This is a genomic window from Pedobacter planticolens, assembly GCF_014172375.1.
Taxonomy (GTDB): domain Bacteria; phylum Bacteroidota; class Bacteroidia; order Sphingobacteriales; family Sphingobacteriaceae; genus Pedobacter; species Pedobacter planticolens.
The window spans coordinates 740,249-763,480 of the sequence record NZ_WNXD01000001.1; the positions used below are offsets into that span (position 1 = coordinate 740,249).

The following is a 23,232-nucleotide window of genomic DNA, read 5'->3' on the forward strand; positions in this document are numbered from 1 at the left end:
AAACGGTTCGAATTGCGCACCGTCGCTGACCCCGAGTTTTGAAAGCAGTTCTGAAAAGGGCTGCTTTTTTTGTTTCTTGTTATATGCCTTGCGCAGGAGCCTGTCCTAACTTCTTCTATAGGGAACTAATTATTTTAGTCTCTTTTGGCTAGCAGAAGTTTTTATCCATTGGACAGCAAAATTGACAGGTTCAGGTGATTTTGAAAAAGCAGTATTATGGCCAAATTCTGGAAATAATTGGTACTTATAAGACTTGCCCGTCGCTTTAAGTTCATCAAGATGTTCAATTGACAGGCCTACTGGAGCCTGAATATCTCTTCCTCCAAATATCCATAAACCTGGGACGGATAGCTTTGAAAGCGCATCTCGAGGGTCGGTAGGTTCAAATTTGTACCTGTCAGGGTCGTTACGCATGTGCTCTCGGGCCTCGGCTTCAGTGTGGGTCTCCCAGAACTTTGAATTTCCTTGAGTATAAAACTGGAAGCGGAGCTGTTCAAGTGTAGATACCACTGGTCCGCTAAATATCACCATGAATTTAATTTTTTGGTTTTTTGCTGTGGCGAGGGGAATTACCCATCCTGCTTGGCTAAATCCCATTAGCCCTATTGGGCCATTTTTGCCTGACAAATGCGCCAATAGCGTATTACATGCTTCACTCGCATCTAAAGCCAATAGATTCAAATTTGCTGAATCAATGTTGTTTGTGCCAACTTCAGGCCCGGCATAAATCCCACCCGATTCCCCAACACCTCGTTTATCATAGGTTAATACAGCAATGCCCTTCGCCGCTAAAAGAGCAGCCATTTTTGTCATTCTTTTTTCCTGACCAGATCCATGTACCAGTACTAAAGAAGCTTGGGGATGTTTCGGTTTGAAGATGGTTCCCATAAGGGTAATACCAACACTTTTAAACTTGACATTTTCCGTGGTGAATTCAGGAACTTGAGTAGAATCAGGAGCGGTTTGACCAAATAATTTGCTAGTTAAACAGAAGAAGGAAATAAATAAATATAATTTCATCGTTTTAATTTAAGGAATTTAATCCCTGGTTATTATTAATTTTTAAATGTGCAGCAATGTAGTCTGCATGGATTAAGTGAAATCGGAAATGTGACCAAATGTGGGATAAATGTGATGAAATTTGTAATATCGTATAGAGACTCGTTATCAATAAATAAATACTCTACTTAAGTGCATTCTATCCTTTTAATATTCCCGAAAACCCCAATTTCAATCAATTCGTCCACAAAACGGTTCGAATTAAGCACCGTTGCTGACCCCGAATTTTGAAGCAGCTCTGAAAAGAGCTGCTTTTTTTGTTTCTTGCCAGAGCCATTTCCAACATAAGATAGCGAAGAGAAATAGATCATTTGTGAGATAAGTGGAGGCTATTCTAAAAATAGCAACATTTTTGCTGCAAATTGCCCGTTCTTAAAAGTGTTAAATTACCAGATTTTAAGTCGTTAGGAGGCTTTAAAATTCCCTCTGGACTCATTGCTTATTGTGAGTATAGAAAATAAATCCTAGCTCGTTTGTTTTTTGCTTAGATGTTATTAAATTCCACAGGTTTATAAGTTTTGTTAGCACTATATAGGTTAAAAACCTGTTTGAGAAGGCTAGCCCAGCAACTCTGTTATTTTCTCCCTTATAAATGCATCTTTATCCTTTTTTACTTCTTCGAGCATTTCTTTTCTGTCTGTTGGTAACGTAAAATATTTATCAGCCCATAAGTTTATTTCAATCATTATAGGAAGTAAGTCAATCCCTTTAGGAGTTAGCTTGTATAATACTTTTGCCTTGCTTTCAGGGTGATCCTGTTTAGTAATTATTCCATTCGCTTCCAGCATTTGTAATCGGGCAGCTAAAATATTAGTTGCTATTTTCTCATCCGATTTTAGGAAATCGCCATAGGTACATTGTTTCGAAAACATTAAATCTCTAACAATAAGTAATGACCATTTGTCTCCCCAAATATCCAAGGAGCTACTAATGGGGCAATCAGACCGTTTTTTTATATCCATTATAAAATAATTTATAAAACTACTTGCAAATTGAAAGTTGTTTGTATATTTGCACTTGCAAAACGCAAGCAAATTTACGAAATTAAATTATACATACAATGGAAACGCCATTAATTTTTGAACCGTATAGTCTAAACGGATTGACATTAAATAACCGAATCATTATGGCACCAATGACCAGGAGCCGCTCTGCAAACCCTGAAAATGTAGCCACAGAGCTTACTGCATTATATTACAAGCAACGTGCTAGTGCCGGACTGATTATCACTGAGGGAACTTTTATAAGTAAGGAGGCTGTTGGTGCGGTAAATGTGCCGGGTATTTATAGCAATGAGCAGATACAAGGATGGAAGTTAACTACGGATGCAGTTCATCAACAAGGTGGGAAAATATTTGCTCAGCTTTGGCATACTGGAGCTTATTCACATCCTGATTTGCATGATGGGGAAAAGCCATTGGCTCCTTCAGATGTAAATCCTGGTCAACAGGTATTTACAGCACAAGGTTTTAAACCATCTGAAGTGCCAAAACCAATGAGTCACGATGATATCAAAAGAACGGTAGCAGATTTTAAGCAGGCGGCCATTAATGCTTTTGAAGCTGGTTTTGATGGCGTTGAACTGCATGGAGCTAATGGTTATCTGCTTCAACAGTTCTTTAGCAAAAACAGTAATCTTCGTACAGATGAATTTGGTGGTTCTGTAGAGAACCGTTCAAGAATTTTATTCGATATTCTGGATGAATTGAAAGAAGTTGTCGATATGAAGCGTGTTGCGGTTCGCCTAAATCCATCATTAAATGGAATTATGGGCATTTTAGTAGATGATGAAACCAAGGCTTTATATAACGATATCGTAAATAGGCTGAATGATTACGGTTTGGCATACATCCACCTAATAGAGCCTTTCACAGATGTTTCTGCAATTCCAGATGCGATCCAGGAAGTTGCGAAGCATTTCCGTAAAATTTATAATGGAACCATAATTATCAATAGAGGATTTACCAAGGAAACGGCTAATCAGGTACTGAATAATGGTGATGCTAATTTGGTGTCTTTTGGTGTTCCGTTTATTGCCAATCCGGATTTAGTAGAACGCTTCAAGACAGATGCAGTTCTTAATCAACCTGATCAAGCTACTTTTTACACGCCAGGCGAAAAAGGATACACAGATTATCCAACACTTAACTAATCAAAAAAATTAAAGGACTTAAAAATGAAAACATCAGGAAATACCATATTTATTAGCGGCGGAAGTGCCGGAATAGGGTTAGCCATTGCGAAAAAACTAAGCGCAGCAGGAAACAAAATCATTATCAACGGACGCAGCGAAGAACGTCTTCAAAGTGCATTGAAAGAACTTGATAATGCAGTTGCCATTCAGGGGGATTTATCGATAAAAGCAGATAGAATTCGCATTGCGGGAGAACTCAAAACGAATTATCCAAAAGTGAATATCATCATAAATAACGCTGGGGCTGCCTTTATGAATGATTTAAGTGATAGCAATAACAACTCAGCAGAAAAAGCTTACGATGAAATCAATACCAATTACATAAGCGTTATTGATTTTACTGCACTGACTTTACCATTGTTATTACAACAAGAAGAGGCTGCAATTGTAAATGTTTCTTCGATAGCGGTATTTAGGTCAAACAAATATTTGCCAACTTACTCGGCAAGCAAAGCAGCGCTACATAGCTACACACAAGGGCTAAGAGATACCTTTTCAGAAAATGAAAACCTTAATGTGTACGAACTTTATCCACCTTTGGTAAATACCGAGTTTTCAGCAGAAATTGGTGGAGCAAATGGTATTCCACCTTCAGAAGTAGCGGATGAATTGTTTGCCGCATTGGAGAAAAATCAATTCGAAGTTCCGGTGGGGGATACTAAAAAAATCCATAAATTGGTTGTTCCAATTACAGAACAGGTTCCGCATTAATTCATTTTTATCTGATTACAAATCTAAAAAGATATGAACTTAAAAGGAAAAACAATACTTATCACAGGCGGAGGATCAGGCATAGGACTAGAAGCTGCAAAACAATTTTTGGAACTTGGAGCAAAGGTCATCATTACCGGCAGAAGCAAGAGCAAACTGGATGCAGCTAGAATAGCCTATCCAACGCTGATTGCTATCCAGAGTGATGCTGGAAATGAGGAAGATGCTTATGCTCTTTTCGACAAGGTTAAAGAACTCGGTGGCATTGATATTTTATACAACAATGCGGGTGTTGGTGTACCGCCAAAAAATTTAGGCATTGCAAATGATGACCATCTTAAAGGAGCCAAATACGAAATAGATGTCAATTATCTGGGAATTATCCGCCTAAATAATATTTTTATGGAGATGCTCAAATCAAGGGAAGAAAGTGCAATTATTAATACCACCTCGATTCTTAGCATTGTACCGTCCCTAATTGAGCCTACTTATTCAGCATCTAAAACGGCACTCGCATTTTATACAAAATCGTTGAGAGAACATCTAAGAATAATAGGTGCTAATGTAAAGGTTTTTGAGTTGTTGCCTCCCTTGGTTGATACTGATATGGTAGCAGATAGGGATGATAAAAAGATAAGTCCTGAAAAACTGATAAAGGGATTAATAAATGGAATGGAGAAGGACCATTACACTATTCGTATTGGCGATACAAGACTGATTTATATATTCAATCGCTTATTTCCAAAACTAGCATTTGGATTAATTAATCGGAAAAAAATAAACGCAGGATTAAAAAGATGAAAGCATTCACGATAAAAAAATACGATAAAAAGGGAGTTATGCAGTTTATTGATATTCCTATCCCAAAAGAAGACGAAGTGCTGGTAGAGATTTATGCCGCTGGTCTTAATCTGCTTGATTCTAAGATAAAGTCTGGTGAATTTAAATTGATACTGCCTTATAAATTGCCGCTTATTTTAGGGCATGATGTAGCAGGTATTATTACCAAAGTTGGAAAAAATGTAACGCAGTTTAAGATAGGTGATGAAGTTTACTCTCGTGTTGCCGATTTCCATATTGGTACTTTAGCAGAGTATATTGCGATAAGTGAAAAGGACGTTGCTTTTAAGCCAAAGAACCTTTCTATGGAAGAAGCCGCATCTATTCCTTTGGTTGCCCTAACCGCATGGCAAGCCCTAATAGAAAAGGCAAATCTGAAAAAAGACCAGAAAATATTTATTCAGGCGGGTTCAGGTGGAGTAGGGACTATTGCGATACAATTAGCGAAACATCTAGGAGCAACAGTAGCTACAACTGCTAGTGAAAAAAGTTTTACAATGTTAAAAGAACTTGGAGCGGATGTGCTGATTGATTACAAGAAAGAAGATTTTGAAACCATACTGAGAGATTATGACGTTGTGCTGAACAGCCAAGATAATAAGACGCTTGAAAAATCACTAAGGATATTGAGCGCAGGGGGGAATGCGATTTCTATTTCGGGGCCACCGACACCGGATTTTGCCAAAGCAATTGAAGCTCCCTGGTTTGTTAAGATGATCTTATCTGTGATCAGCTTGGGTATCCGTAGAAAAGCCAAGAAATTGGGTGTAGACTATTCATTCCTATTCATGAGAGCTGAAGGAACGCAATTGCAAGAGATTTCCAAACTGATCGAACAGCAAGTGATCAAACCAGTGGTAGACAAGGTATTTACGTTTGAAAAGACCAATCAGGCACTGGAATATGTGGAGAGTGGACGTGCCAAAGGAAAAGTAGTCGTCAAGATAAAATAAAACTAAGGGCTATCATCAAATAGTCTATTCTTCCAAAATTCTCGAAAAACAGCCTATCTCAATTAATTTGTCCATAAAATGGTTCGAATTACACGCAGTTAGTGACACCCAGTCCCGATAGCTATCGAGATTAAAAGCAGTTATGAAAAGAGCTGTTTTTTTGTTTGGGAATAAACAATACGGATTAAAACTCAGGTTCACTATCTTTATCAAAAAATACAATAGTCTATGAAAGCATTTTTGGGAATGGGCCTATTGGGCTCAAATTTTGTAAAGGCAATGCTCCGCAAGGGAGAAAACGTACAGATTTGGAACAGGACAACATCAAAAGCAATAGCGCTTGAAAGCGAAGGTGCTAAAGTGTTTGAAAATATTACCAGTGCGGTAAAGGGAGCTGATGTTATCCATCTGACTCTAAAGGACGATGATACGGTGAACGAGGTTTTGGAAGCCGCTAGTCCTGGTTTTAAGTCTGGAGCGACTATAATTGATCACACCACAACCTCGGCCAAAGGCGCTGTTGAAAGAACTGCAAAATGGAAGGCTAGGGGATTTACTTACATGCATGCTCCTGTATTTATGGGGCCATCTAATGCGCTGGAAGGCAGCGGCAGTATGCTCGTATCTGGAGATCAAGGAGTAATTAGGAAGGTAGAATCGGAGCTTTCAAAGATGACCGGTAAACTGATTAACCTTGGCTCTGAAGAAGGTAAAGCAGCAGGACTGAAGCTGATCGGCAATTCTTTCCTTATAGCGATGACAGCGGGGCTATCCGATACCTTGGCATTGGCGAAGGCTCAAGGCATTCCTTCAGCCAATGTAGCTGAATTGTTTGGTTCATGGAATCCTGGCTCGGGGATGCCAGCAAGGCTAAACAAACTCATTGAAGGGAATTTCAGCAGCCCATCGTGGGAATTGGATATGGCCCGCAAGGATGCTGGTTTGATGATGAAAGCCGCAGAAGAAGGACAAACAAAGTTAACTGTAATACCAGCGATAGCTAAGGAAATGGATAGCTGGATAGCAAAGGGACACGGTAGCGATGACTGGAGCATAATTGCCAAGGATAACCTTTAGCAGATCCTTTGTATACTTTTGAAACCCATAGCATTATGAAATGGATTACACGTGAACATCCCAAGATTGACCGAATTGCCTGCCCATGGCTCATTAAGCGGTTCATTGATACTGATGCTGAAATTATCTACGTGCCATTCGATCAAGTAATTGCTAAAGCTAAGGAACTGGATGCAGTACCCTTTGACTTGCCGGGAGTAGAATATAGCCACTATGAAGATCAGTGTACTTTTGACTATTTTTTAAAAAAGCATAAACTTAAGGATGATGCACTAGACCGTTTGGCTACAATTATACGTGGAGCGGATACGGATCGATTGGATTTTGCACCGCAAGCTGCTGGTCTTTCCGCGATCTTCCTTGGCCTTTCACACAATATCAAAGATGACTATGAACTTTTGGAAATTGGTATGAAAGTATATGATGGACTGTACACTTGGGCAAAGTATCTATTTAATCAAAAACACACACAAGCTCCCGTTGAACAGTTGCTACTTGATGTTTACCATAAATACCTTAAGACGGGAAAGAAGAAGGCACCAGCTTGGACGAAGGAACTTAGAGAAATGATACAAGATCAGATGGATACCAACATGTCCATTAGTCTAAGGCAGGCCTCAGACGAACTAGAAATCAATTCTGCATATCTTTCAAGAGAATTCTCTAAATACTTTGATAACCTGTCATTCGGAGATTATATCCGTAAGATGCGAATCGATAAGGCCATTGCTCTACTGGAAGCCACAACATACTCCTTAACCGAGATTGCCTACCTCACAGGGTTTTCAGACCAGAGCCATTTTACTAGGATATTTAAAAAACAGACTGGTGAAAGTCCCTCAGCCTACAGAAAAATTGCAACGAAAGGTAAAAAGAATACAAAATAGTTAAATCGGTTCTATTTAGGCTTATTTCTCATAGGTATTTTTAAGCCATGAAGAAATATGTTGAAGAAAAATTATCATACACGCTTAGTGACTTGGTTATCTATTTCCTAAAACTCGGTACCTGGGGTTTTGGCGGTCCTGTTGCACTAGTTGGTTACATGAATACCGATCTTGTCGAGAACAAAAAATGGATTACCGAAGAAGAGTATAAGGAAGGCTTGGCATTGGCACAACTTGCCCCAGGTCCTTTGGCAGCACAGCTGGGTATTTACATTGGCTTTGTACATTACAGATTTCTCGGGGCAACACTTGTAGGGCTCGCTTTTGTGCTGCCATCCTTTATCATGGTAGTGCTGTTAGGAATGGCCTATAAACTTTATAGTGGGCTGCCATGGATGCTTGCTGTATTTTATGGTGTGAGCGCTGCTGTAATAGGAATTATTGCCATCAGCGCCTATCGGTTAACGATTAAGTCCGTTGGTAAGCTTACCCTTTTAGACTTAAAGAGCAAATGGCTTTTATGGTTGTTTTACGTGGTGGGTATTGCTGTAACGGTAATTACTCAAAAAGAAGACATTCTGCTTTTTACTGCTTGCGGTATAATTTATATGCTTGTAAAAGCTCCACCTAAGTGGCTGAAAAAATCTAGTGCCTTTCCATCAGTCCTTATTGTCGGAACTGGATTTTGGCAATATGAAGGAAAGACGCTTCAGGAAATCGGGTGGTTCTTTCTAAAGGCAGGAGCCTTGGTATTTGGTAGTGGTCTTGCTATTGTTCCCTTCCTGCATGGTGGAGTTGTTGAGCAATTCGGTTGGCTGAACGAGCAGGAGTTTGTTGATTCTGTTGCTGTGGCAATGATTACTCCAGGTCCTGTTGTAATTACAGTCGCATTTATAGGGTATCTTGTGGCTGGGTTTCCAGGAGCATGTGTTGCCGCTTTTGCAACTTTTTTGCCCTGCTATCTATTTACCATTGCTTTAGCTCCTTCATTCAAGAAGATTGCAAAAAATGCGAGTATCAAGGCATTTGTAGATGGAATCACTTCAGTTGTGGTTGGAGCACTTGTAGGCGCAGTTCTAGTTATAGCCACAAGAAGTATCACTGATATTCCAACTGCGCTTATTGCTGTTGCTAGTATATTTTCGTTAATTTATATTAAGAAATTAAAGGAGCCTTATATTATTGCAATCGCCGCTGTTGTGGGAATTATAATCAAATTAGTGATATGAAAAGATCAGATTTTTTAAGAACAGGTGCATTGGCTGGTGCAGGATTGGTATTGCCAACCTCTAATGCATTTTCAGACAACATTGTTAGCAATGATATTGATAAGCTTGTGGATGCTAATGGGAACTATCTTCATCAGCCATTGCCATATAACGAAGGATTTTTGGAACCATATATGGATTCCGAAACCTTGCATCTTCACTATACCTTTCACCATGGTGGTGCAGTGAAGGGAGCAAACAAGGATATGCAAATGATTAAAAAAGCATTGGATGATAATAATCTCGAAACAGTTGATTTCTGGACTAAAAAACTGTCCTATCATTTTTCTTCGCATGTACTACATTCTATTTTTTGGACCAATCTGATCAATAAAAAGAGCGAGCCAAAGGGCGAATTGCTTAAAAGGATCGATAAGAACTTCGGAAGTTTCGAACGTTTAAAATCACTGATGGTCGAAACTGCAAAAAATGTTGATGGTAACGGTTGGGGCATAGTAGCCTATCAGCCCTATAGCGATAGTCTGACTGTACTTCAATGTGAAAACCATGAGAAACTAACCCAATGGGGAGCAATCCCGATACTAGTGATTGATGTTTGGGAACATGCCTATTATCTGAAATACAAGAACAAAAGACCAGATTTCGTGGATGCGCTTTTCAATATTATTAATTGGGATAACGTTGCGATGAGATTGGATTCGGCACTTAGGTTGGTGAGATAGCAATTTTAGCTCAATTCGATTATCAGCAATAGCATAGCAGAACAAAACTATAATTCATTTCTTAACTAATCATCGTCATCGAACGTAAAAAATGTTCTAAAACTTTTTTAAACAAAAAGGCCAAAATCTTTCAATTTCAGCCTTTACTGTTTTTCGTAGGTGAAGTAGGGTAGTTTATTTGTTTAGGAGTATTCGATTTAGAAACATTAAAATTCAGTTATAAAAGATGAGGCTTGTTTCCCAAAAATTTCATGGTATCTATTAAAATTGATGCCATTTGTACCTCGCCACGCACCATATGGTAGCGGAATGTTAGAACGATGAGATGTTCTAACAAGTTTTAAAGCATCTGAAATATCTATTTGGGTAGTAAATTCATCGTATTTAGAACGAATAAAGTCATTTTCAAGAATGCCGCATTCAGCTAGTGTTTGTAGTATTCCATATCTTTTATCTCTATCCGCGTCTGGAATGATGCTATTTTTTGCTATCCTTTTTTCCAGTTCCCATGGAACTTCTGAATGCTCACTTGCCAGAATAAGCTCTAAAAGTTCAGCGGCCTTCTGGTTATCTGCCTCATTTCTTTGCACGTTGTCAAAATTTCTAATTTCCTCTAAATCAATTAAGAAATTGATTGGGTCTTGATTAGTTGATTGCCCTCTATAATAGGTGTAAAGCTGGTATGTTTTGTCAATCGACTCTTTTTTGGGAAGCCCGCAAACTGTGCAGTGAGTATCACCTGTAAAAGTGTGTAACTTAAGGTTTTTGATATAAGTAAAACTCATCAACGGTTGACGGCCACGTAATAGTTCTCCTGTTAGTCCTTTTAGGAAAAGTGAAGCAACATATTCTAAAGTTACTTTACGATCATATTGAAAAGTTAGCAGTCTTTCAAGTGCATTATCATGTTCAAAAGTTTCGAATCTATTAGGGGTCAGTCCTCTACTTTCTAATAAATCAAAGTCGCTTCTTGAGCACGTTGGTTTAATAATTCGCTCTATTCTTTCACGGTTTGAGTTAAATATACCCTCATCTTCTATGTAAATTTTTCTGAGAATAGCTTGTATTTTTTTCTCAATTTCTATTTCTATCATCTAGTGTGATTTAAGTTGAGCTATTAGGTGAAATTTTCTACAAGCATATCACTTGATTATTCAAAGTTAGCGATACACGGTTGCCAAAAAATCGTCTTTTTGGGGTATAAAGAGCAGTATTATGGCTATTTACTGTTAGTCTTTTAGGACTACCTTTACTAGATTGATTCATAGATATAGCAGGTTTTTGACTTTACGCCAACCTGATATGGATAGCTAGTTTCTACAGAAATTACCCTTCCTTTAGTATCGGTCTTGTAGTGTTGAATAAACTTGCCGGTGATATCAGAAGTGTAAGCAAAATCTCTAGTTAACAGCGTGCTAGGTTTTACTGCGCCAGGAATAAAGATTGCAGAAGGATCAGCAATGTCTCCAAAGAGTTCAGTTGCAAATCTTTCTTCAGGAAGTCCTGGTTGCCTATTGCTGCCAGTAATAATAGTGTTCTTTCCATTGCTGCTGTAGTTGTAAGCACTTTCCATTATGGTTTCACCTATGCCATTGCTAATGGAATAGCTAGATAGACGCCCGCCCGAGTAGTGGTAGCTGTAACTGAAGTTAAGCGTTAATACTGGCTGTCTTGGATCTTGGATATTCATTGTAGAAAGAGTATAGGTAGAAAGCTGATTAGCGATGTAGCTGTATTGATAGATGTTCAGGTTTTCTTTATCGTACTGGTTTTCTACAATTGTTTTAATAAGTCGGCCCTCTTTATCATAGCTAAATGTTCTAATGCAGTTGAGTGTTCTTTTTCTTGATTTATGATCTGAAGTATACTGTAGTGTTCTTTTTAGTTTTTCACCGTCTCCGTACTGCAGTACAGTAGTGTCACCTATTGAGGTGACAATCTGAGTAAGACGAGAGCCAACATAAGATTGGTTATTTAACATTTCCGTTTGAATTACGGCTTTGCGAAAGATGTTCTTTTTGCACGATGAAAATATCGTAGCTGTTGCCAATAGACAATAAATGGCTTTTTGTTTCATTTTAAAAGGGATTGAATGTTTTGTTTGGAAAATCTGGGATGATTTGTTGTTAACTATTTATAAAACAAAGGTATAGCTGTCTTAAGACTTAAAAAATCATCTTTAAGGGGTAGTTTTTATTGGTCTAATGATTATTTGGAGGTTTAGCTCACTCTTATGGCTGACTTTTTGGGTATGGATGTTTCTTAGAAAGAAAATTTTTATCCTTTTTGTTAAGTTTCATTCGATTGATGTTATTTTATTCTAAAGCTGCGATAGCTATCAAAAGAGGGAAGGGAAACAAAATTATCGACATCGTTGTTAATCTATAAGCAAATTAAAAAGCTATGAAAGGTGACAAGAAAATAGAAACGCCAATTGCGATTAAAGAAAGTGACATTAAAGGAGAAAAAATCATTTTTGATATCCTTATCAAACAGAAGCTGGCACATGTTATTGTCATTAAAGATGGTCAGAATTACCATATCAACCTTGATGGTGAAGATTTAGGTAGTTTTTACAAGAAAGATGACGGAAAAATACAGCGTTTTGAACAACCAAAAGGTGCGCATCTTGATGATGAAGAATATTTTAGACCTATCAAAGAAAAACTCGAAGAGCTGGGTAAATAATTAAAAATAATTATACCCTATTTAATCTTAAAAAGAGCCTACAATTTTTAGTTGTTCTACTACTAAAAGAAAAAGCTGGTTTACCCCATTAGTTTTAAGATAGCATACACGCTAGTCTTTTTAATGCTACTAATTTAGCGTTAACAAAAACCAATTTGTTCATGAACAAAAGTTTAATGTTCAAGAACAAAAGTTCAATGTTCATGAACAAAAGTCTAATGTTCAAGAACAAAAGTTTAATGTTCAAGAACAAAAGTTCAATGTTCAAGAACAAAAGTCTAATGTTCATGAACAAAAGTTTAATGTTCAAGAACAAAAGTTCAATGTTCAAGAACAAAAGTCTAATGTTCATGAACAAAAGTTCAATGTTCAAGAACAAAAACAAAATGTTTATGAACAAAAGTTCATTGTTCATTAAAAACGTCGCATTGTTGGTTTAAGATGGGTAGCTTAAGCTAGCAAATACTAAATAATCTATTCTTTTAGTAGAGAGATGGTTAGTGTTGTTAATAGTATAATTGTTTATAAAGCTTTATGAATTGAAGTTTAGCGAAAACAGCTAAAAAATGATATAATGTATAGCTCTAGCGTACATTAGCTAAATGTATTCAACTACAATCAATGCATAAAACATCAAAATAGTTTCAATAATTTCTTATAAAACAAACGTTTGCATTCAGTTTGTTAAATTTTGTTAAATTCTCTTTTCAATAGCATTTGGATATACAGTTTAGATAAGAGTTAAAATGCTATAAATAAGCCTTTTCAGAGATTAAGATTAATCTACATCGAGCATTTTTTTTCGTCTGTGCTATTCATTAAAAAAATAGCCCTTAAAAATCATTGGAATTACATAACTCTCAAGCCATTTTCATGGTCACAATTCCGTTATGTTCTAGTTTTTTAAACAAACGTTTGCGCTATGAAAAATAAAAAAGTGTGCTTTCGTATTACATACCTTGCATTAACAAACCACAACGAATAACCAAATATTTTATTACTGCATAACTAATAAGGAATTTAATTGCCAGTTAATAATTACAAAGCACACACAAATGAAACCTCTAACCAAGGTGATAACAAACAATAACTAATCGTTCTTAAGCATTTCTTTTTTGCGCTAAGAATTAATAATTAACCAAACCTAAACCCAACCCGAATGATCAAAAATTTTACTCTTTGTTCCCAGACACTGCTGTCTTTAAAAATCTCAAGTAGATACAATTCTTTGCCACTCTTTTAGCAATTGCATTTTCATCTCAAATACTAAAACTTAATAAAACTAATCAAATGGTTAAAATCATTACAAGCATTTTATGTGCTTTGTTAGTATCTTTTTTTTGTTTTCCAAATGCTCAGGCCAAAGCCTATGTAGAGGTAAACTCATTAAAAAGTGCCTTAACAAGTATTTCGCATTTAGAAAACAAGCAAGTTGTTGCTATTGATACCAACAAAAAGCGTAAGCTAGCTAAAGATTCTATTGCTGTAGATACTGTACTAGGTAAAAACACAGCATTCAAAAGTCAATTTAAAATTAATAGAGATTCGCTACGCGTATCGTCTTCAAGAGGTGTGCCTAACCTTTCCTTGCAACAAATGTTAAAAGGTAATGTTGCTGGTCTATATGTTCAAGAAACTACCGGAGAGCCTGGTACAGAACAAAGTATGATCATTCAAGGAACTTCGGCTCCAATTTTTACAAAAAAGGATATTTACAATGTACAACCTGCTGTTTATGTAAACGGAGTGTATTTGGTACAGGATAATCCATTTGCTTATGATGTACAGAAGTACGATTATAACAGAATAGGCCCTGCAACAAATTTATTGGCCAATATAGATATCGATAATATCCAATCTATTGAAGTATTAAAAGATCCGATTTCTTTAGCAAAGTTAGGTCCCAATGCAGCTAATGGCGCAATTTGGATTACTACTAAAGCAGCAAAGAGCGGTTTAAGAGAGATTAGTTTAAACTCATATGTAGGCATAGTACCTGCAAATAATGTTCAAACTGTAAATGGTGTATTCGAAAATAACTTTCGCACGCCATTTTACAAAAAATACGCAACTCAAGCTAATTATGATAATTATGCTAGTTTCTTAAGAGACTCTACCAACCTTGATTACTTCGGTAAATCAAACTGGAATGATTTGTATTATAAAAATGCAAACATTTATGGAGTTAACTTAGGTATTACAGGTGGTAATGAGCGTGCAAATTTCAGATTTTACGGAACTGCTGAAAAAAGTGCTAGCAATGCAGATGAAACTGCCTTAGATAAATACAACGCCTATTTTGCTATTAACATGATGCCATTTAAGTGGATGACTGTATCTAGTTTCTTAAATGCTGCTAGAATGGATAGGGATAGAAATAGAAGTTTACGCGATCGTTTTGCAGAAGTAAGATACCTACCAGATTTTTCTAATCCATTATCACCAAATAAAGATAACTACCAGTTGTTTTTAAATGAGTATTCGAAAGTTGTTGATGATAACAGAAATAACTTATTGAATGGCTCATTAGCCCTAAACCTGCAATTGATGCCAAAACTGAGTTTCAATACTGCAGTTGTATTTGATTATAACGAAGGATTAAGAGATGCATTTTATCCAACAACGTTGATGGATGGAGTTAATTATGTTTCTGGATTTTTTGGTTTCAACCAACGTTTTGGCTTAAATAACTTGTTAAGTTATTCGTACGACTTGAACAAAGATCACTCTTTCAAATTTGAATTGGGTCAATCTTTACAAGGTGATGCTTATAAGTATAATTATGCTCGCGGATATAATGGAAACAGTGATTTCATTAAAATTAACGTAGTAAAAGGAGATATTAAAAATACCGATCCTGGTTACTTAAATGCAATTGAGAATTTCTATTTATTTAGGTATTCTGATAAAATGAAAAACAGTTTAGTTTCATTTTTTGGTACTGTAAAATACAACTACAAAGATTTAGTAAGCTTAGGTGCTGTAGTAAGAAGAGATGGTTCTTCTAATGGGCAGCCTAATAGCCGTTGGATTACTACACCAGCATTTAGTGCAGATTGGAATTTGAAAAACCAATTGTTAAGTAAAAACAAATTTTTTAACGAGTTAACCGTAGGTGCATCTTGGGGTAGGACTGCTAAAATATTTTTGGATGATCGTTTCGGAGCTGGACCTCAATACCGTACAGAATATGGATGGAATGAAGAACCAACCATTCCAACGTTTGGTGGTTTCCAAGGAATTTCACGTCCTTATAATACCGGTTGGGTAGGTTATGGTGTAACCTTGCCTTATTCAGATCGCTTAAATATCTCAGCATCATCAACTATGTTAAATAATAAGTTGAGTGCAGCTGTAACTTTTTATAAAAGAGATGATAAAAACCAACTGTTAAATATTCCTTTATCTGCAGAGAGTGGTTATGCCAGCATTTATAAAAACGGAATGGAGATTAACAATACAGGTGTTGATTTAACGCTTACAGCCAATGTTCTTCAAAATGAAAAAGCATTTAGTTGGACAACTGCTGTTAATTTAAATTATAACAAAAACAAATTAACTGCATTGCCAGGTGGATTAGATGAATTGGTAATTGGCGATAATAAGTTAAAAGTAGGACAATCGGTAGGTGCATATTGGTTATACACTAATAATGGTATATACAATACAACTGCAGAAGTTCCATCTAGCTCTACTGGAAAAAAACTAACCTTTAATGGTTTAGCGCTTAAAGCTGGTGATCCGAAATGGGTTGATTATAATGGTGATTATAACATTACCGATGCAGATAAGCAATTTGTTGGAGATAGAATGCCAAAAGTAACTGGCGGATGGATAAACGATTTCAGTTATAAAAACTTTGATCTGAATTTCCACTTCTTCTTTGCTCTTGGACAAAAAGCGATTAACCAGTTTGATGCTGGTAGATATGATTTTGTAAATAGAGAATCTGCAAGTGATATCAACTCTGTTAAAGAAATTACCTCTTGGCAAACTAGCGATAACTTAAAAAGTTATCCAATCTACAATGTGTGGAGTAACGTTATTCCTTATCGTTTAGATCAAGATTTGTTTTTAGAAAATGCTTCTTATGTAAAGCTTCGTTCGGTAACACTTGGTTATGATTTAACTAAAGCAAAATTTGTTTCTAATGCCAAATTAGGATTTAGAAGAGCTTATTTATATGTAACAGGAAGTAATTTATTGACAATTACGAATTTCTCTGGTACAGATCCCGAGCTAATCAATTATAATGGTAATTACGATGGTACCAGCTTACCTATTGCCAGAACTTTCACATTAGGTTTAAAATTAGATTTATAGGAGCGCAAATTATGATATCATTAAACTATAAAGGCGTTAAATTAAATAAATTTTTAATTGCGCTATCGTTAATCATCGTTACCACTGTTAATTTTTCATGTAAAAAAATCCTCGATGTTCAGTCTACAAGATTGGCTGCCGAAGAAAACTTATGGAAAAACCAGGAAGATGCAAAAGGTGCATTGATAGGAATGTACACATTAATGCGTACAGCAATGGTTGCAGATAATACCCATTGGTTAATTGGGGATTTAAGAAAAGGAGATTTCGTTTCTACCAATCGTGCAGATTTAAAATCGATTATTGATGGAGAATTGAATGCATCTTATCCTGTATTAGGTAGAATTTCTAACTGGAGAAGATTTTATTCAGTAATAAATGCTGCTAGTTTGTTTATTGAGCGTTCACGCGAAATTGTAGCAAATGACCCACGTTATACACCAATTAATAATCAGGTAGACGTTGCTCAAGCTAGAGCAATGAGAGCATTTGCTTATTTTTATATGACTCGTATTTGGGGTGATGTTCCATTGTTAACCACTTCTCACGATGGTGATTTTAATACACATCCTCGTACATCTAAAGATAAGGTATTAGCTTTTGCTACTTCAGAATTGTTATTAGCAGTTAAAGTATTGCCTTTTAGATATGGTGGTTCAGATCCAATTTTCCCTGGCTTATATTATGGCAGTGGTTGGAGTACTTGGAATGGTGTATTACTTACAAAATTATCAGCTTATGCTATTTTAGCACACATTGCAGCATGGCAAGGCAATTATTTAGATTGCGAAGTTTATACAAAATTCTTTGTAGATAATACCTCACAACTTAACGGTGATGGAAGCTTTGGTGTAAAATATATTACCACAGATGAGCTTACCGAAAATGTTAACGGATACAGTCCATTTGCATTTAAACGTGCTGTACAAATTGTAGGTTTTGGTTTTGAGTATGGTAATGGAGAAGCTACTGCAAATGGTCATATAGAGCAGTTAACACTAGCAAAACCATTAATCTTAAAAGAATATCCAGAAATGTATGTGCCGAAAGATACCATTAGAAGAGCATTTACAGACAGTAAAGATTTACGTTTTAGTATTGATCCGTTAACTAATCTTTACCGCACCAATTATTTTACAAATTATGCTAGTGAGCGTCCTTTGTTTAGTAAAATAAAGGTTGTTGGTGCTGCACAAACCAGTGGCGATCTTGCCTTTTTCACTTCGGCAGTATTGTTTACCAGAATTGAAGAGGTTACATTATTAAGAGCAGAAGCTTTAGCGGTTTTAGGTTTTCGTAATGATGCTATTAACGCTTTAAATCAGGCGTCTGCACAAAGAGGTACATCTCCGTATTTATCAAACTCGACAACAGATTTAGTGGATGCAATTTTTGCAGAGCGAAGAAGAGAGTTGATGGGCGAAGGCTGGCGCTGGTATGATTTGGTTAGATATAACAAAATCAAAAAGAACAACACAGCATTTAACGCATTAATTGCTAATGATGGTATTTATTGGCCAGTATCAAGAGATATCTTAAACGCCAACCCTCAAATTAAACAAAATCCTTATTGGAATTAGTGGTATAAATCATTCAAAATAAAGATGATAAATAGAAATAGAAAATTTTTGCAGTGGCCAGTTTTAGTATTGGTTTTGATAGGCATGACCTTTACTGCATGTAAAAAAGATTCGGAGTATTACGATTATAACAATAACGTAAAGGAATTTAATGGTACTGTATTGAAATATTTGGAAGCTCAACCACCAAATACATTTGATTCGCTATTGTTAGTTTTAAATAGACTACCGGATTTAAAAGATACCTTAACTAACCAAAGTATCACCTTTTTTGCACCTACAAATGCTAGTTTTCAAGCAGCAATCAAGAATCTAAATATTTTAAGAAAAGATCAAGGCAAAACGCCTTTGTATTTAAAAGATTGTGATTTAAGTCAGCTAGATATTTTAATGTGTAGATATATTATAAGAGGCAGCAGAACAACTGAAGCTTATGCTCCATTTGCTGATGGTATATTATACACAAGTGTTAAATATGCTTATCCAATGCACATTCAATATAGTAGACTAAATGCATCTGGTTTTGTTGACGGTGGACCGCAATCTATTACTTATAGTGATCCAAAAAATAACATTTTCGAAAAATATTGGCAGAGATCAAGTACCAATGCGGTAAATATTAAAGCTAAAAATGGAGTAATCAATATTTTGGCACCATTGCATGATTATGGTTTTAACGAATTTGTAAGTAGGGTTAATAATTAAGATTTAAAATAATGAACAATAAAAAATATTCATCATTAATAGGCTTAGTGCTTTTAAGCATCCTATTTATTACCGCTTGTAAAAAGAACATACCTGATGAAAGACTTTCTTTAGGTAGTGATTCTCAATTTATAGTTAACAATTATCAACCGATTTTAGGGCGTAATACCTTATTTTCTGATAATTTCTATGTAGGAAGTTCTTCTGTACCTCTTAATTTTAAAATTGTAAACATGCGTAGGTTCACAGGCGAACCAGCACCAGAATTAACAGAGTTTTTTCCTGTTCAAGTTTGGAAATCAGCTTACGATGGAACAGAGAAATCGATTGCAGAAATAGAAGCGAAACGTAAACTAGAAAATCATCAGCTATTTGAAATTCGCGAACACTCTGGTCAGTTTTTAATGTGGAGTAAAGCAAATTCAAACTTTGTAAAAGTACAGCCAGATTCAGGTTATGTATTTGATGTTGAAGTTTCTAACTCTGGTGGTCGTCGTTACTATAAAGATTTGAAATTACGTCCGTTTAAAGAACGCCCTTTTGAGCCTTCTTACTCAGATTTAACCACAGGTCAAGGAACAAATACTGGTGTATATCCATCTATAATGGGTAACATTAGAGGCGAAAAAACAGGAAGATATTTAAATCCTACTGACATAGAGATTCAGTTTAAAAAGAACAATGCTCCTGGTAACTCTCTTTCATTCAAATTCGTAGATACATTACAACAAGTTATCGACCCTAATAAGTTTGCTACTACAGATTGGGCAAATCTAGTTCACGGTTTCAATATGGTTAAAAATAGCGATTCTGTAAAATATGATGTCGCTTATCCAATCCCTCTTGCACCATTTCCAACAAAATATACCACATCAAGTGGAGGGCAAGCTAAAGCATATTTTAGATATGACCGTCAAGGTTTTGGAAACGTAAGAGAAAGCGCTTTGGTAGGAATGAACTTTAATATTTTCGAACAGGGCAATTGGACGATTATATTTTGGTTTAAAACGGAACGTCCAAAATTCATAAATGATTAATATGAAAAACCTGAAAGAAATTAATTTATTGAATATGAGATATATTTACATAATTACCTTACTATGCCTGTGCTTGGGCTTCAATCAAGAATTAAGAGCACAAACACCAGCCAAAAAGACGGTTACGGGTACTGTTTCCGACAATCAAGGTGGTATTCCAAGTGTGAATATCTTATTAGATAGAAGAGCTATAGGAACTACCAATTCAGAAGGCGAATTCGCTGTTTCTGTTCCTGATAATGCAGTGTTAGAATTCTCGTTTATAGGCTATAAAACCGTTAAGGTAAGTGTAGCTGGAAAAACGAAGCTGACTATTAAACTAGAAAATGATAACAACAACCTAAAAGAGGTAACGGTATCTGGTTACGTAAACAAAACCAAAGAAACTTCGGTAGGTTCGAGTGTTAAGATTTCTGGAAAAGATTTACAAGCCGTACCTGTAGCTAGTGTTACAGATATGTTGCAAGGTAAAGTTGCCGGATTAAACATCCAACAAAATACAGGTTCTCCTGGTATGAGAGGCTCAATGGCTATTCGTGGTTTATCTAGTACTAGTATTTCTGGTTCGGGTAATGACGCGTATTTACAGCCTACTTCGCCATTATTTGTAGTTGATGGTGTGCCAGTAGATGATAACCAAAATTTTAGCTACGGTTTTCAATCTGCAGGACCAGGCGTAAGCCCAATTTCATTAATACCACAACAAGATGTAGAGAGTATAGAAGTATTAAAAGATGCTTCTGCAACTGCTTTATATGGTTCTCGTGGTGCGTATGGAGTTATCTTAATTACCACAAAAAGAGGTAATTCTAAAATTCCAGTAATTACGTATAATGGCCAGTTCTTTGTAAGTGCCGTACCAAAATTGCGTTCTGTTATTGGTGGTGTTGATGAGCGTAGCTTACGTATTGCTCAAATTTTAGCGAGTGATACAAGTTATTATCATGCATTAGGTTTAATTAATGGAACTCCATTTATTGCAGATAGTTTAAATGCGTATTACAACAATTCAACAAACTGGCAATCGTATTTCTACAGAACTACTTACAATCAAACACACAATTTAAACATTGCAGGTGGTGATCCATCCTTTAATTATAAAGTGAACTTCGGTTATTTTAAACAAAAAGGTATTCAAGAAAACACAGGTTTTGATAGGTCTACCTTGAGGATGAACATGCAGTACATGCCTAATCAAAAGTTTAAACTCTATGCAACCATTAATGGAGCATTAGGTAAACAGCAAAAAGGTAGTGGTAACGGTTTGTTTAACACGGGTATTGCTACGGGTGGTGCTTCATCATCATTGCTGCCTTCTCCATCCCAATACTCTGCAATTAACTCAGTATTAGGAGCGGTAACTACCGATAATGATAATAAAACAATTGATTTAACGAATACGATTGAGTTAAAATACGAGTTTATTAAAAACTTGAGTTTAACTTCAAACTTCAATTATACCTTTAATACAGGTACTGAAGATAATTTCTTACCAGCTTCCATTAATGGAGATCGTTCTTCTTTATTTGCTTACAATAGTGTTAAAAATGCAGTTTACAATAGAAATTTATTGCAATATGTGTTTTCTATAAAAGATAAAGCAGGAGATGATGCACATAACTTTTTAGCCTATGTGTTTAATGAAACCAGCTCATCTAACTTTAAGGCAGATGTAATTAAAAATAATAAAGTTGTAAACGATTATTTAAGAGGCCCAATTGTTGGTGTTGATGATTATCTTACTTCATTAGGAGGTACACTAGACAATTTCAATCAATCACGTTCTGTAGCATTTGCTGGAAGTTTTCAATACAACTACAAACGTAGATATGTATTAGATGCCTCTTATCGTTTAGATGGGAGCTCATCAAGTGGTCCTGATGCTGGTTATACCAAAAGTCCATCTATAGGTGTTCGTTGGAACATTAATAATGAGTCTTTCATGGCAAGCCAAGTTGAGAAATGGTTAGATTATGCCTCAATTCGTTTAAGTTATGGTACAGTATTACAACCAAGTGGTAATGTTTACGATGTTTATGGAAAATACTTAAACTTAGGTAATTACAATGGCACACAAACAGTAGGTATTTCGAGTGGTAGATCGCCAAATACTAATTTACAGCCGGCAAAAAATACAACCTTAAACTTTGCATTTGATTTCGGGATACTGAAAAACAGAATAACAGGTACTTTCGAAGCATACTATAAACAAACCGATAATTTATTTGGAACCAAAGTATTAGCAAATACAAGCGGCTTTGGCGAGATTACTACAAATGAAGAAGCTTTAGTAAACATTGGTTATGAAGGTACCTTAACAGGAAGTCTTTTGCCTAATTCGAGCAAAGCAAGATTAACTGTGAGTGTAAATGGTGCTATTAACCACGATTATTTAGCAGCTTTACCTAATGGCGTACGTCAAAGTATAAGATTTGATCCTACTACTGGTCAGGCTATTCTAAAATCAGTAGGTGCAAATGCACTTGCCAACTTTATTTACAATACCAAAGGTGTATATGCTAATAATAGCGATGTACCTGTAGATCCTTTAACTGGGTTAAGATACAGAGCTCGTAATGGTGATGGATCTTTAGGTGGAGTATTAAATTATTTTAGAGCAGGTGATCCAAGATATACCGATGTAAACGGTGATTATATACTTGATGATTATGACTTAGTTGATGCAGGTAACTCTCAAATCCGTTTTAGTGGAGGGGTAACTGTAGATTTTAGATACAAAAATTTCAGTGTACAAGTACAAGGTACAGGGATTTTAGGTAGAGATATCTTAAACAATGCTTTGGCTTCGCAATTCCAGGCATTTAACAATCCTTTTGTATTAAGCGGTTTAGTGCCACTTAGCCAATACGATATCTGGAAAAGTGTTGGTCAAAATGCAGTTTATCCAAATCCATACGATTATTTGAGAAGCAGTATCGTTAATCCATATCGTTTTGCTCAAACGTTGTTTCAAGAAGATGGATCTTACTTTAAACTGAACTATATCTCATTGGGCTATACCTTAAATCAAAAATTCACCAACCGTTACGGAATGAATAGAGTGGTATTAGGTGGTACAGTAAATAATGTATTTATGTTGACTAATTATTCTGGTCCAAATCCAGAAAACGTAACTGCATTAGGTAGAGATTACTCTGGTGGCTATCCTAACCCAAGAACGTTCGTATTTAATTTAAACATCGAGTTTTAATTTTTCAATTATTGAT

Annotated in this window: 18 protein-coding genes; 14 read left to right on the top strand and 4 right to left on the bottom strand. The window is 35.9% G+C overall.

What is annotated here, in order from left to right:
- Positions 1-129 precede the first annotated feature (129 nt).
- Together GM921_RS03200 and GM921_RS03205 are read right to left on the bottom strand one after the other, a co-directional pair.
- A complete protein-coding gene (locus GM921_RS03200) occupies positions 130-1,020 on the bottom strand; it encodes an alpha/beta hydrolase family protein (RefSeq protein ID WP_182921164.1) in 891 nt (296 codons plus the stop codon).
- 596 nt (positions 1,021-1,616) lie between these two features.
- A complete protein-coding gene (locus tag GM921_RS03205; RefSeq protein ID WP_182921165.1) occupies positions 1,617-2,021 on the bottom strand; it encodes a winged helix-turn-helix transcriptional regulator in 405 nt (134 codons plus the stop codon).
- Between the two features lie 98 nt (positions 2,022-2,119).
- Between GM921_RS03205 and GM921_RS03210 the strand changes: the two genes are divergently transcribed.
- The 8 genes from GM921_RS03210 (at position 2,120) to GM921_RS03245 (ending at position 9,672) form a co-directional block, all read left to right on the top strand.
- The gene (locus tag GM921_RS03210; protein WP_182921166.1) at positions 2,120-3,211 is read left to right on the top strand and encodes an alkene reductase; all 1,092 of its coding nucleotides are present in this window, start codon (positions 2,120-2,122) and stop codon (positions 3,209-3,211) included.
- A 24-nt stretch (positions 3,212-3,235) separates the two neighbouring features.
- Positions 3,236-3,964, top strand: coding sequence for an SDR family oxidoreductase (locus GM921_RS03215; protein ID WP_182921167.1), 729 nt, complete (start codon positions 3,236-3,238; stop codon positions 3,962-3,964).
- Positions 3,965-3,997: 33 nt separating this feature from the next.
- Positions 3,998-4,765, top strand: a complete 768-nt coding sequence (locus GM921_RS03220) for an SDR family oxidoreductase (protein ID WP_182921168.1) — start codon at positions 3,998-4,000, stop codon at positions 4,763-4,765.
- Positions 4,762-5,757 (top strand): NADP-dependent oxidoreductase, encoded by a 996-nt coding sequence (locus GM921_RS03225; RefSeq protein ID WP_182921170.1) that lies wholly within the window; start codon positions 4,762-4,764, stop codon positions 5,755-5,757. The genes GM921_RS03220 and GM921_RS03225 overlap by 4 nt, the downstream gene beginning before the upstream one ends.
- Before the next feature lie 228 nt (positions 5,758-5,985).
- Positions 5,986-6,834, top strand: a complete 849-nt coding sequence (locus GM921_RS03230; protein WP_182921171.1) for an NAD(P)-dependent oxidoreductase — start codon at positions 5,986-5,988, stop codon at positions 6,832-6,834.
- 35 nt (positions 6,835-6,869) lie between these two features.
- Complete coding sequence (locus GM921_RS03235; protein WP_182921173.1) at positions 6,870-7,721, top strand: chromate resistance protein ChrB domain-containing protein; 852 nt, start codon at positions 6,870-6,872, stop codon at positions 7,719-7,721.
- Positions 7,722-7,768: 47 nt separating this feature from the next.
- Positions 7,769-8,950: a chromate transporter gene (locus GM921_RS03240; protein ID WP_182921174.1), complete on the top strand. Its 1,182-nt coding sequence runs from the start codon at positions 7,769-7,771 to the stop codon at positions 8,948-8,950.
- Positions 8,947-9,672: a superoxide dismutase gene (locus GM921_RS03245; RefSeq protein ID WP_182921176.1), complete on the top strand. Its 726-nt coding sequence runs from the start codon at positions 8,947-8,949 to the stop codon at positions 9,670-9,672. Before GM921_RS03240 ends, GM921_RS03245 begins: the two co-directional genes overlap by 4 nt.
- 206 nt (positions 9,673-9,878) lie before the next feature.
- Here GM921_RS03245 and GM921_RS03250 read toward each other — a convergent pair whose 3' ends face one another.
- Together GM921_RS03250 and GM921_RS03255 are read right to left on the bottom strand one after the other, a co-directional pair.
- A complete protein-coding gene (locus tag GM921_RS03250; RefSeq protein WP_182921178.1) occupies positions 9,879-10,766 on the bottom strand; it encodes a hypothetical protein in 888 nt (295 codons plus the stop codon).
- Positions 10,767-10,924: 158 nt separating this feature from the next.
- A complete protein-coding gene (locus tag GM921_RS03255) occupies positions 10,925-11,749 on the bottom strand; it encodes a hypothetical protein (protein ID WP_182921179.1) in 825 nt (274 codons plus the stop codon).
- 326 nt (positions 11,750-12,075) lie between these two features.
- Here GM921_RS03255 and GM921_RS03260 point away from each other — a divergent pair, with 326 nt between their 5' ends.
- The 6 genes from GM921_RS03260 to GM921_RS03285 all read left to right on the top strand — a co-directional run bounded on the left by GM921_RS03260 (position 12,076) and on the right by GM921_RS03285 (position 23,216).
- Positions 12,076-12,360, top strand: a complete 285-nt coding sequence (locus GM921_RS03260; protein ID WP_182921180.1) for a hypothetical protein — start codon at positions 12,076-12,078, stop codon at positions 12,358-12,360.
- A 1,290-nt stretch (positions 12,361-13,650) separates the two neighbouring features.
- Positions 13,651-16,683, top strand: coding sequence for a SusC/RagA family TonB-linked outer membrane protein (locus GM921_RS03265; protein ID WP_182921181.1), 3,033 nt, complete (start codon positions 13,651-13,653; stop codon positions 16,681-16,683).
- 11 nt (positions 16,684-16,694) lie between these two features.
- Positions 16,695-18,263, top strand: a complete 1,569-nt coding sequence (locus GM921_RS03270; protein ID WP_182921183.1) for a RagB/SusD family nutrient uptake outer membrane protein — start codon at positions 16,695-16,697, stop codon at positions 18,261-18,263.
- 24 nt (positions 18,264-18,287) lie between these two features.
- A complete protein-coding gene (locus GM921_RS03275; RefSeq protein WP_235969766.1) occupies positions 18,288-18,968 on the top strand; it encodes a fasciclin domain-containing protein in 681 nt (226 codons plus the stop codon).
- Between the two features lie 11 nt (positions 18,969-18,979).
- Positions 18,980-20,005, top strand: a complete 1,026-nt coding sequence (locus tag GM921_RS03280) for a DUF5007 domain-containing protein (RefSeq protein WP_182921184.1) — start codon at positions 18,980-18,982, stop codon at positions 20,003-20,005.
- A gap of 1 nt (position 20,006) precedes the next feature.
- Positions 20,007-23,216, top strand: coding sequence for a SusC/RagA family TonB-linked outer membrane protein (locus GM921_RS03285; RefSeq protein WP_182921185.1), 3,210 nt, complete (start codon positions 20,007-20,009; stop codon positions 23,214-23,216).
- Positions 23,217-23,232 lie beyond the last annotated feature (16 nt).

Excerpts from the sequence above, each read along its gene's own strand:
- GM921_RS03200 (WP_182921164.1), bottom strand. The coding sequence starts at position 1,020 with ATGAAATTATATTTATTTATTTCCTTCTTCTGTTTAACTAGCAAATTA.
- GM921_RS03205 (WP_182921165.1), bottom strand. The coding sequence starts at position 2,021 with ATGGATATAAAAAAACGGTCTGATTGCCCCATTAGTAGCTCCTTGGAT.
- GM921_RS03210 (WP_182921166.1), top strand. The coding sequence starts at position 2,120 with ATGGAAACGCCATTAATTTTTGAACCGTATAGTCTAAACGGATTGACA.
- GM921_RS03215 (WP_182921167.1), top strand. The coding sequence starts at position 3,236 with ATGAAAACATCAGGAAATACCATATTTATTAGCGGCGGAAGTGCCGGA.
- GM921_RS03220 (WP_182921168.1), top strand. The coding sequence starts at position 3,998 with ATGAACTTAAAAGGAAAAACAATACTTATCACAGGCGGAGGATCAGGC.
- GM921_RS03225 (WP_182921170.1), top strand. The coding sequence starts at position 4,762 with ATGAAAGCATTCACGATAAAAAAATACGATAAAAAGGGAGTTATGCAG.
- GM921_RS03230 (WP_182921171.1), top strand. The coding sequence starts at position 5,986 with ATGAAAGCATTTTTGGGAATGGGCCTATTGGGCTCAAATTTTGTAAAG.
- GM921_RS03235 (WP_182921173.1), top strand. The coding sequence starts at position 6,870 with ATGAAATGGATTACACGTGAACATCCCAAGATTGACCGAATTGCCTGC.
- GM921_RS03240 (WP_182921174.1), top strand. The coding sequence starts at position 7,769 with ATGAAGAAATATGTTGAAGAAAAATTATCATACACGCTTAGTGACTTG.
- GM921_RS03245 (WP_182921176.1), top strand. The coding sequence starts at position 8,947 with ATGAAAAGATCAGATTTTTTAAGAACAGGTGCATTGGCTGGTGCAGGA.
- GM921_RS03250 (WP_182921178.1), bottom strand. The coding sequence starts at position 10,766 with ATGATAGAAATAGAAATTGAGAAAAAAATACAAGCTATTCTCAGAAAA.
- GM921_RS03255 (WP_182921179.1), bottom strand. The coding sequence starts at position 11,749 with ATGAAACAAAAAGCCATTTATTGTCTATTGGCAACAGCTACGATATTT.
- GM921_RS03260 (WP_182921180.1), top strand. The coding sequence starts at position 12,076 with ATGAAAGGTGACAAGAAAATAGAAACGCCAATTGCGATTAAAGAAAGT.
- GM921_RS03265 (WP_182921181.1), top strand. The coding sequence starts at position 13,651 with ATGGTTAAAATCATTACAAGCATTTTATGTGCTTTGTTAGTATCTTTT.
- GM921_RS03270 (WP_182921183.1), top strand. The coding sequence starts at position 16,695 with ATGATATCATTAAACTATAAAGGCGTTAAATTAAATAAATTTTTAATT.
- GM921_RS03275 (WP_235969766.1), top strand. The coding sequence starts at position 18,288 with ATGATAAATAGAAATAGAAAATTTTTGCAGTGGCCAGTTTTAGTATTG.
- GM921_RS03280 (WP_182921184.1), top strand. The coding sequence starts at position 18,980 with ATGAACAATAAAAAATATTCATCATTAATAGGCTTAGTGCTTTTAAGC.
- GM921_RS03285 (WP_182921185.1), top strand. The coding sequence starts at position 20,007 with ATGAAAAACCTGAAAGAAATTAATTTATTGAATATGAGATATATTTAC.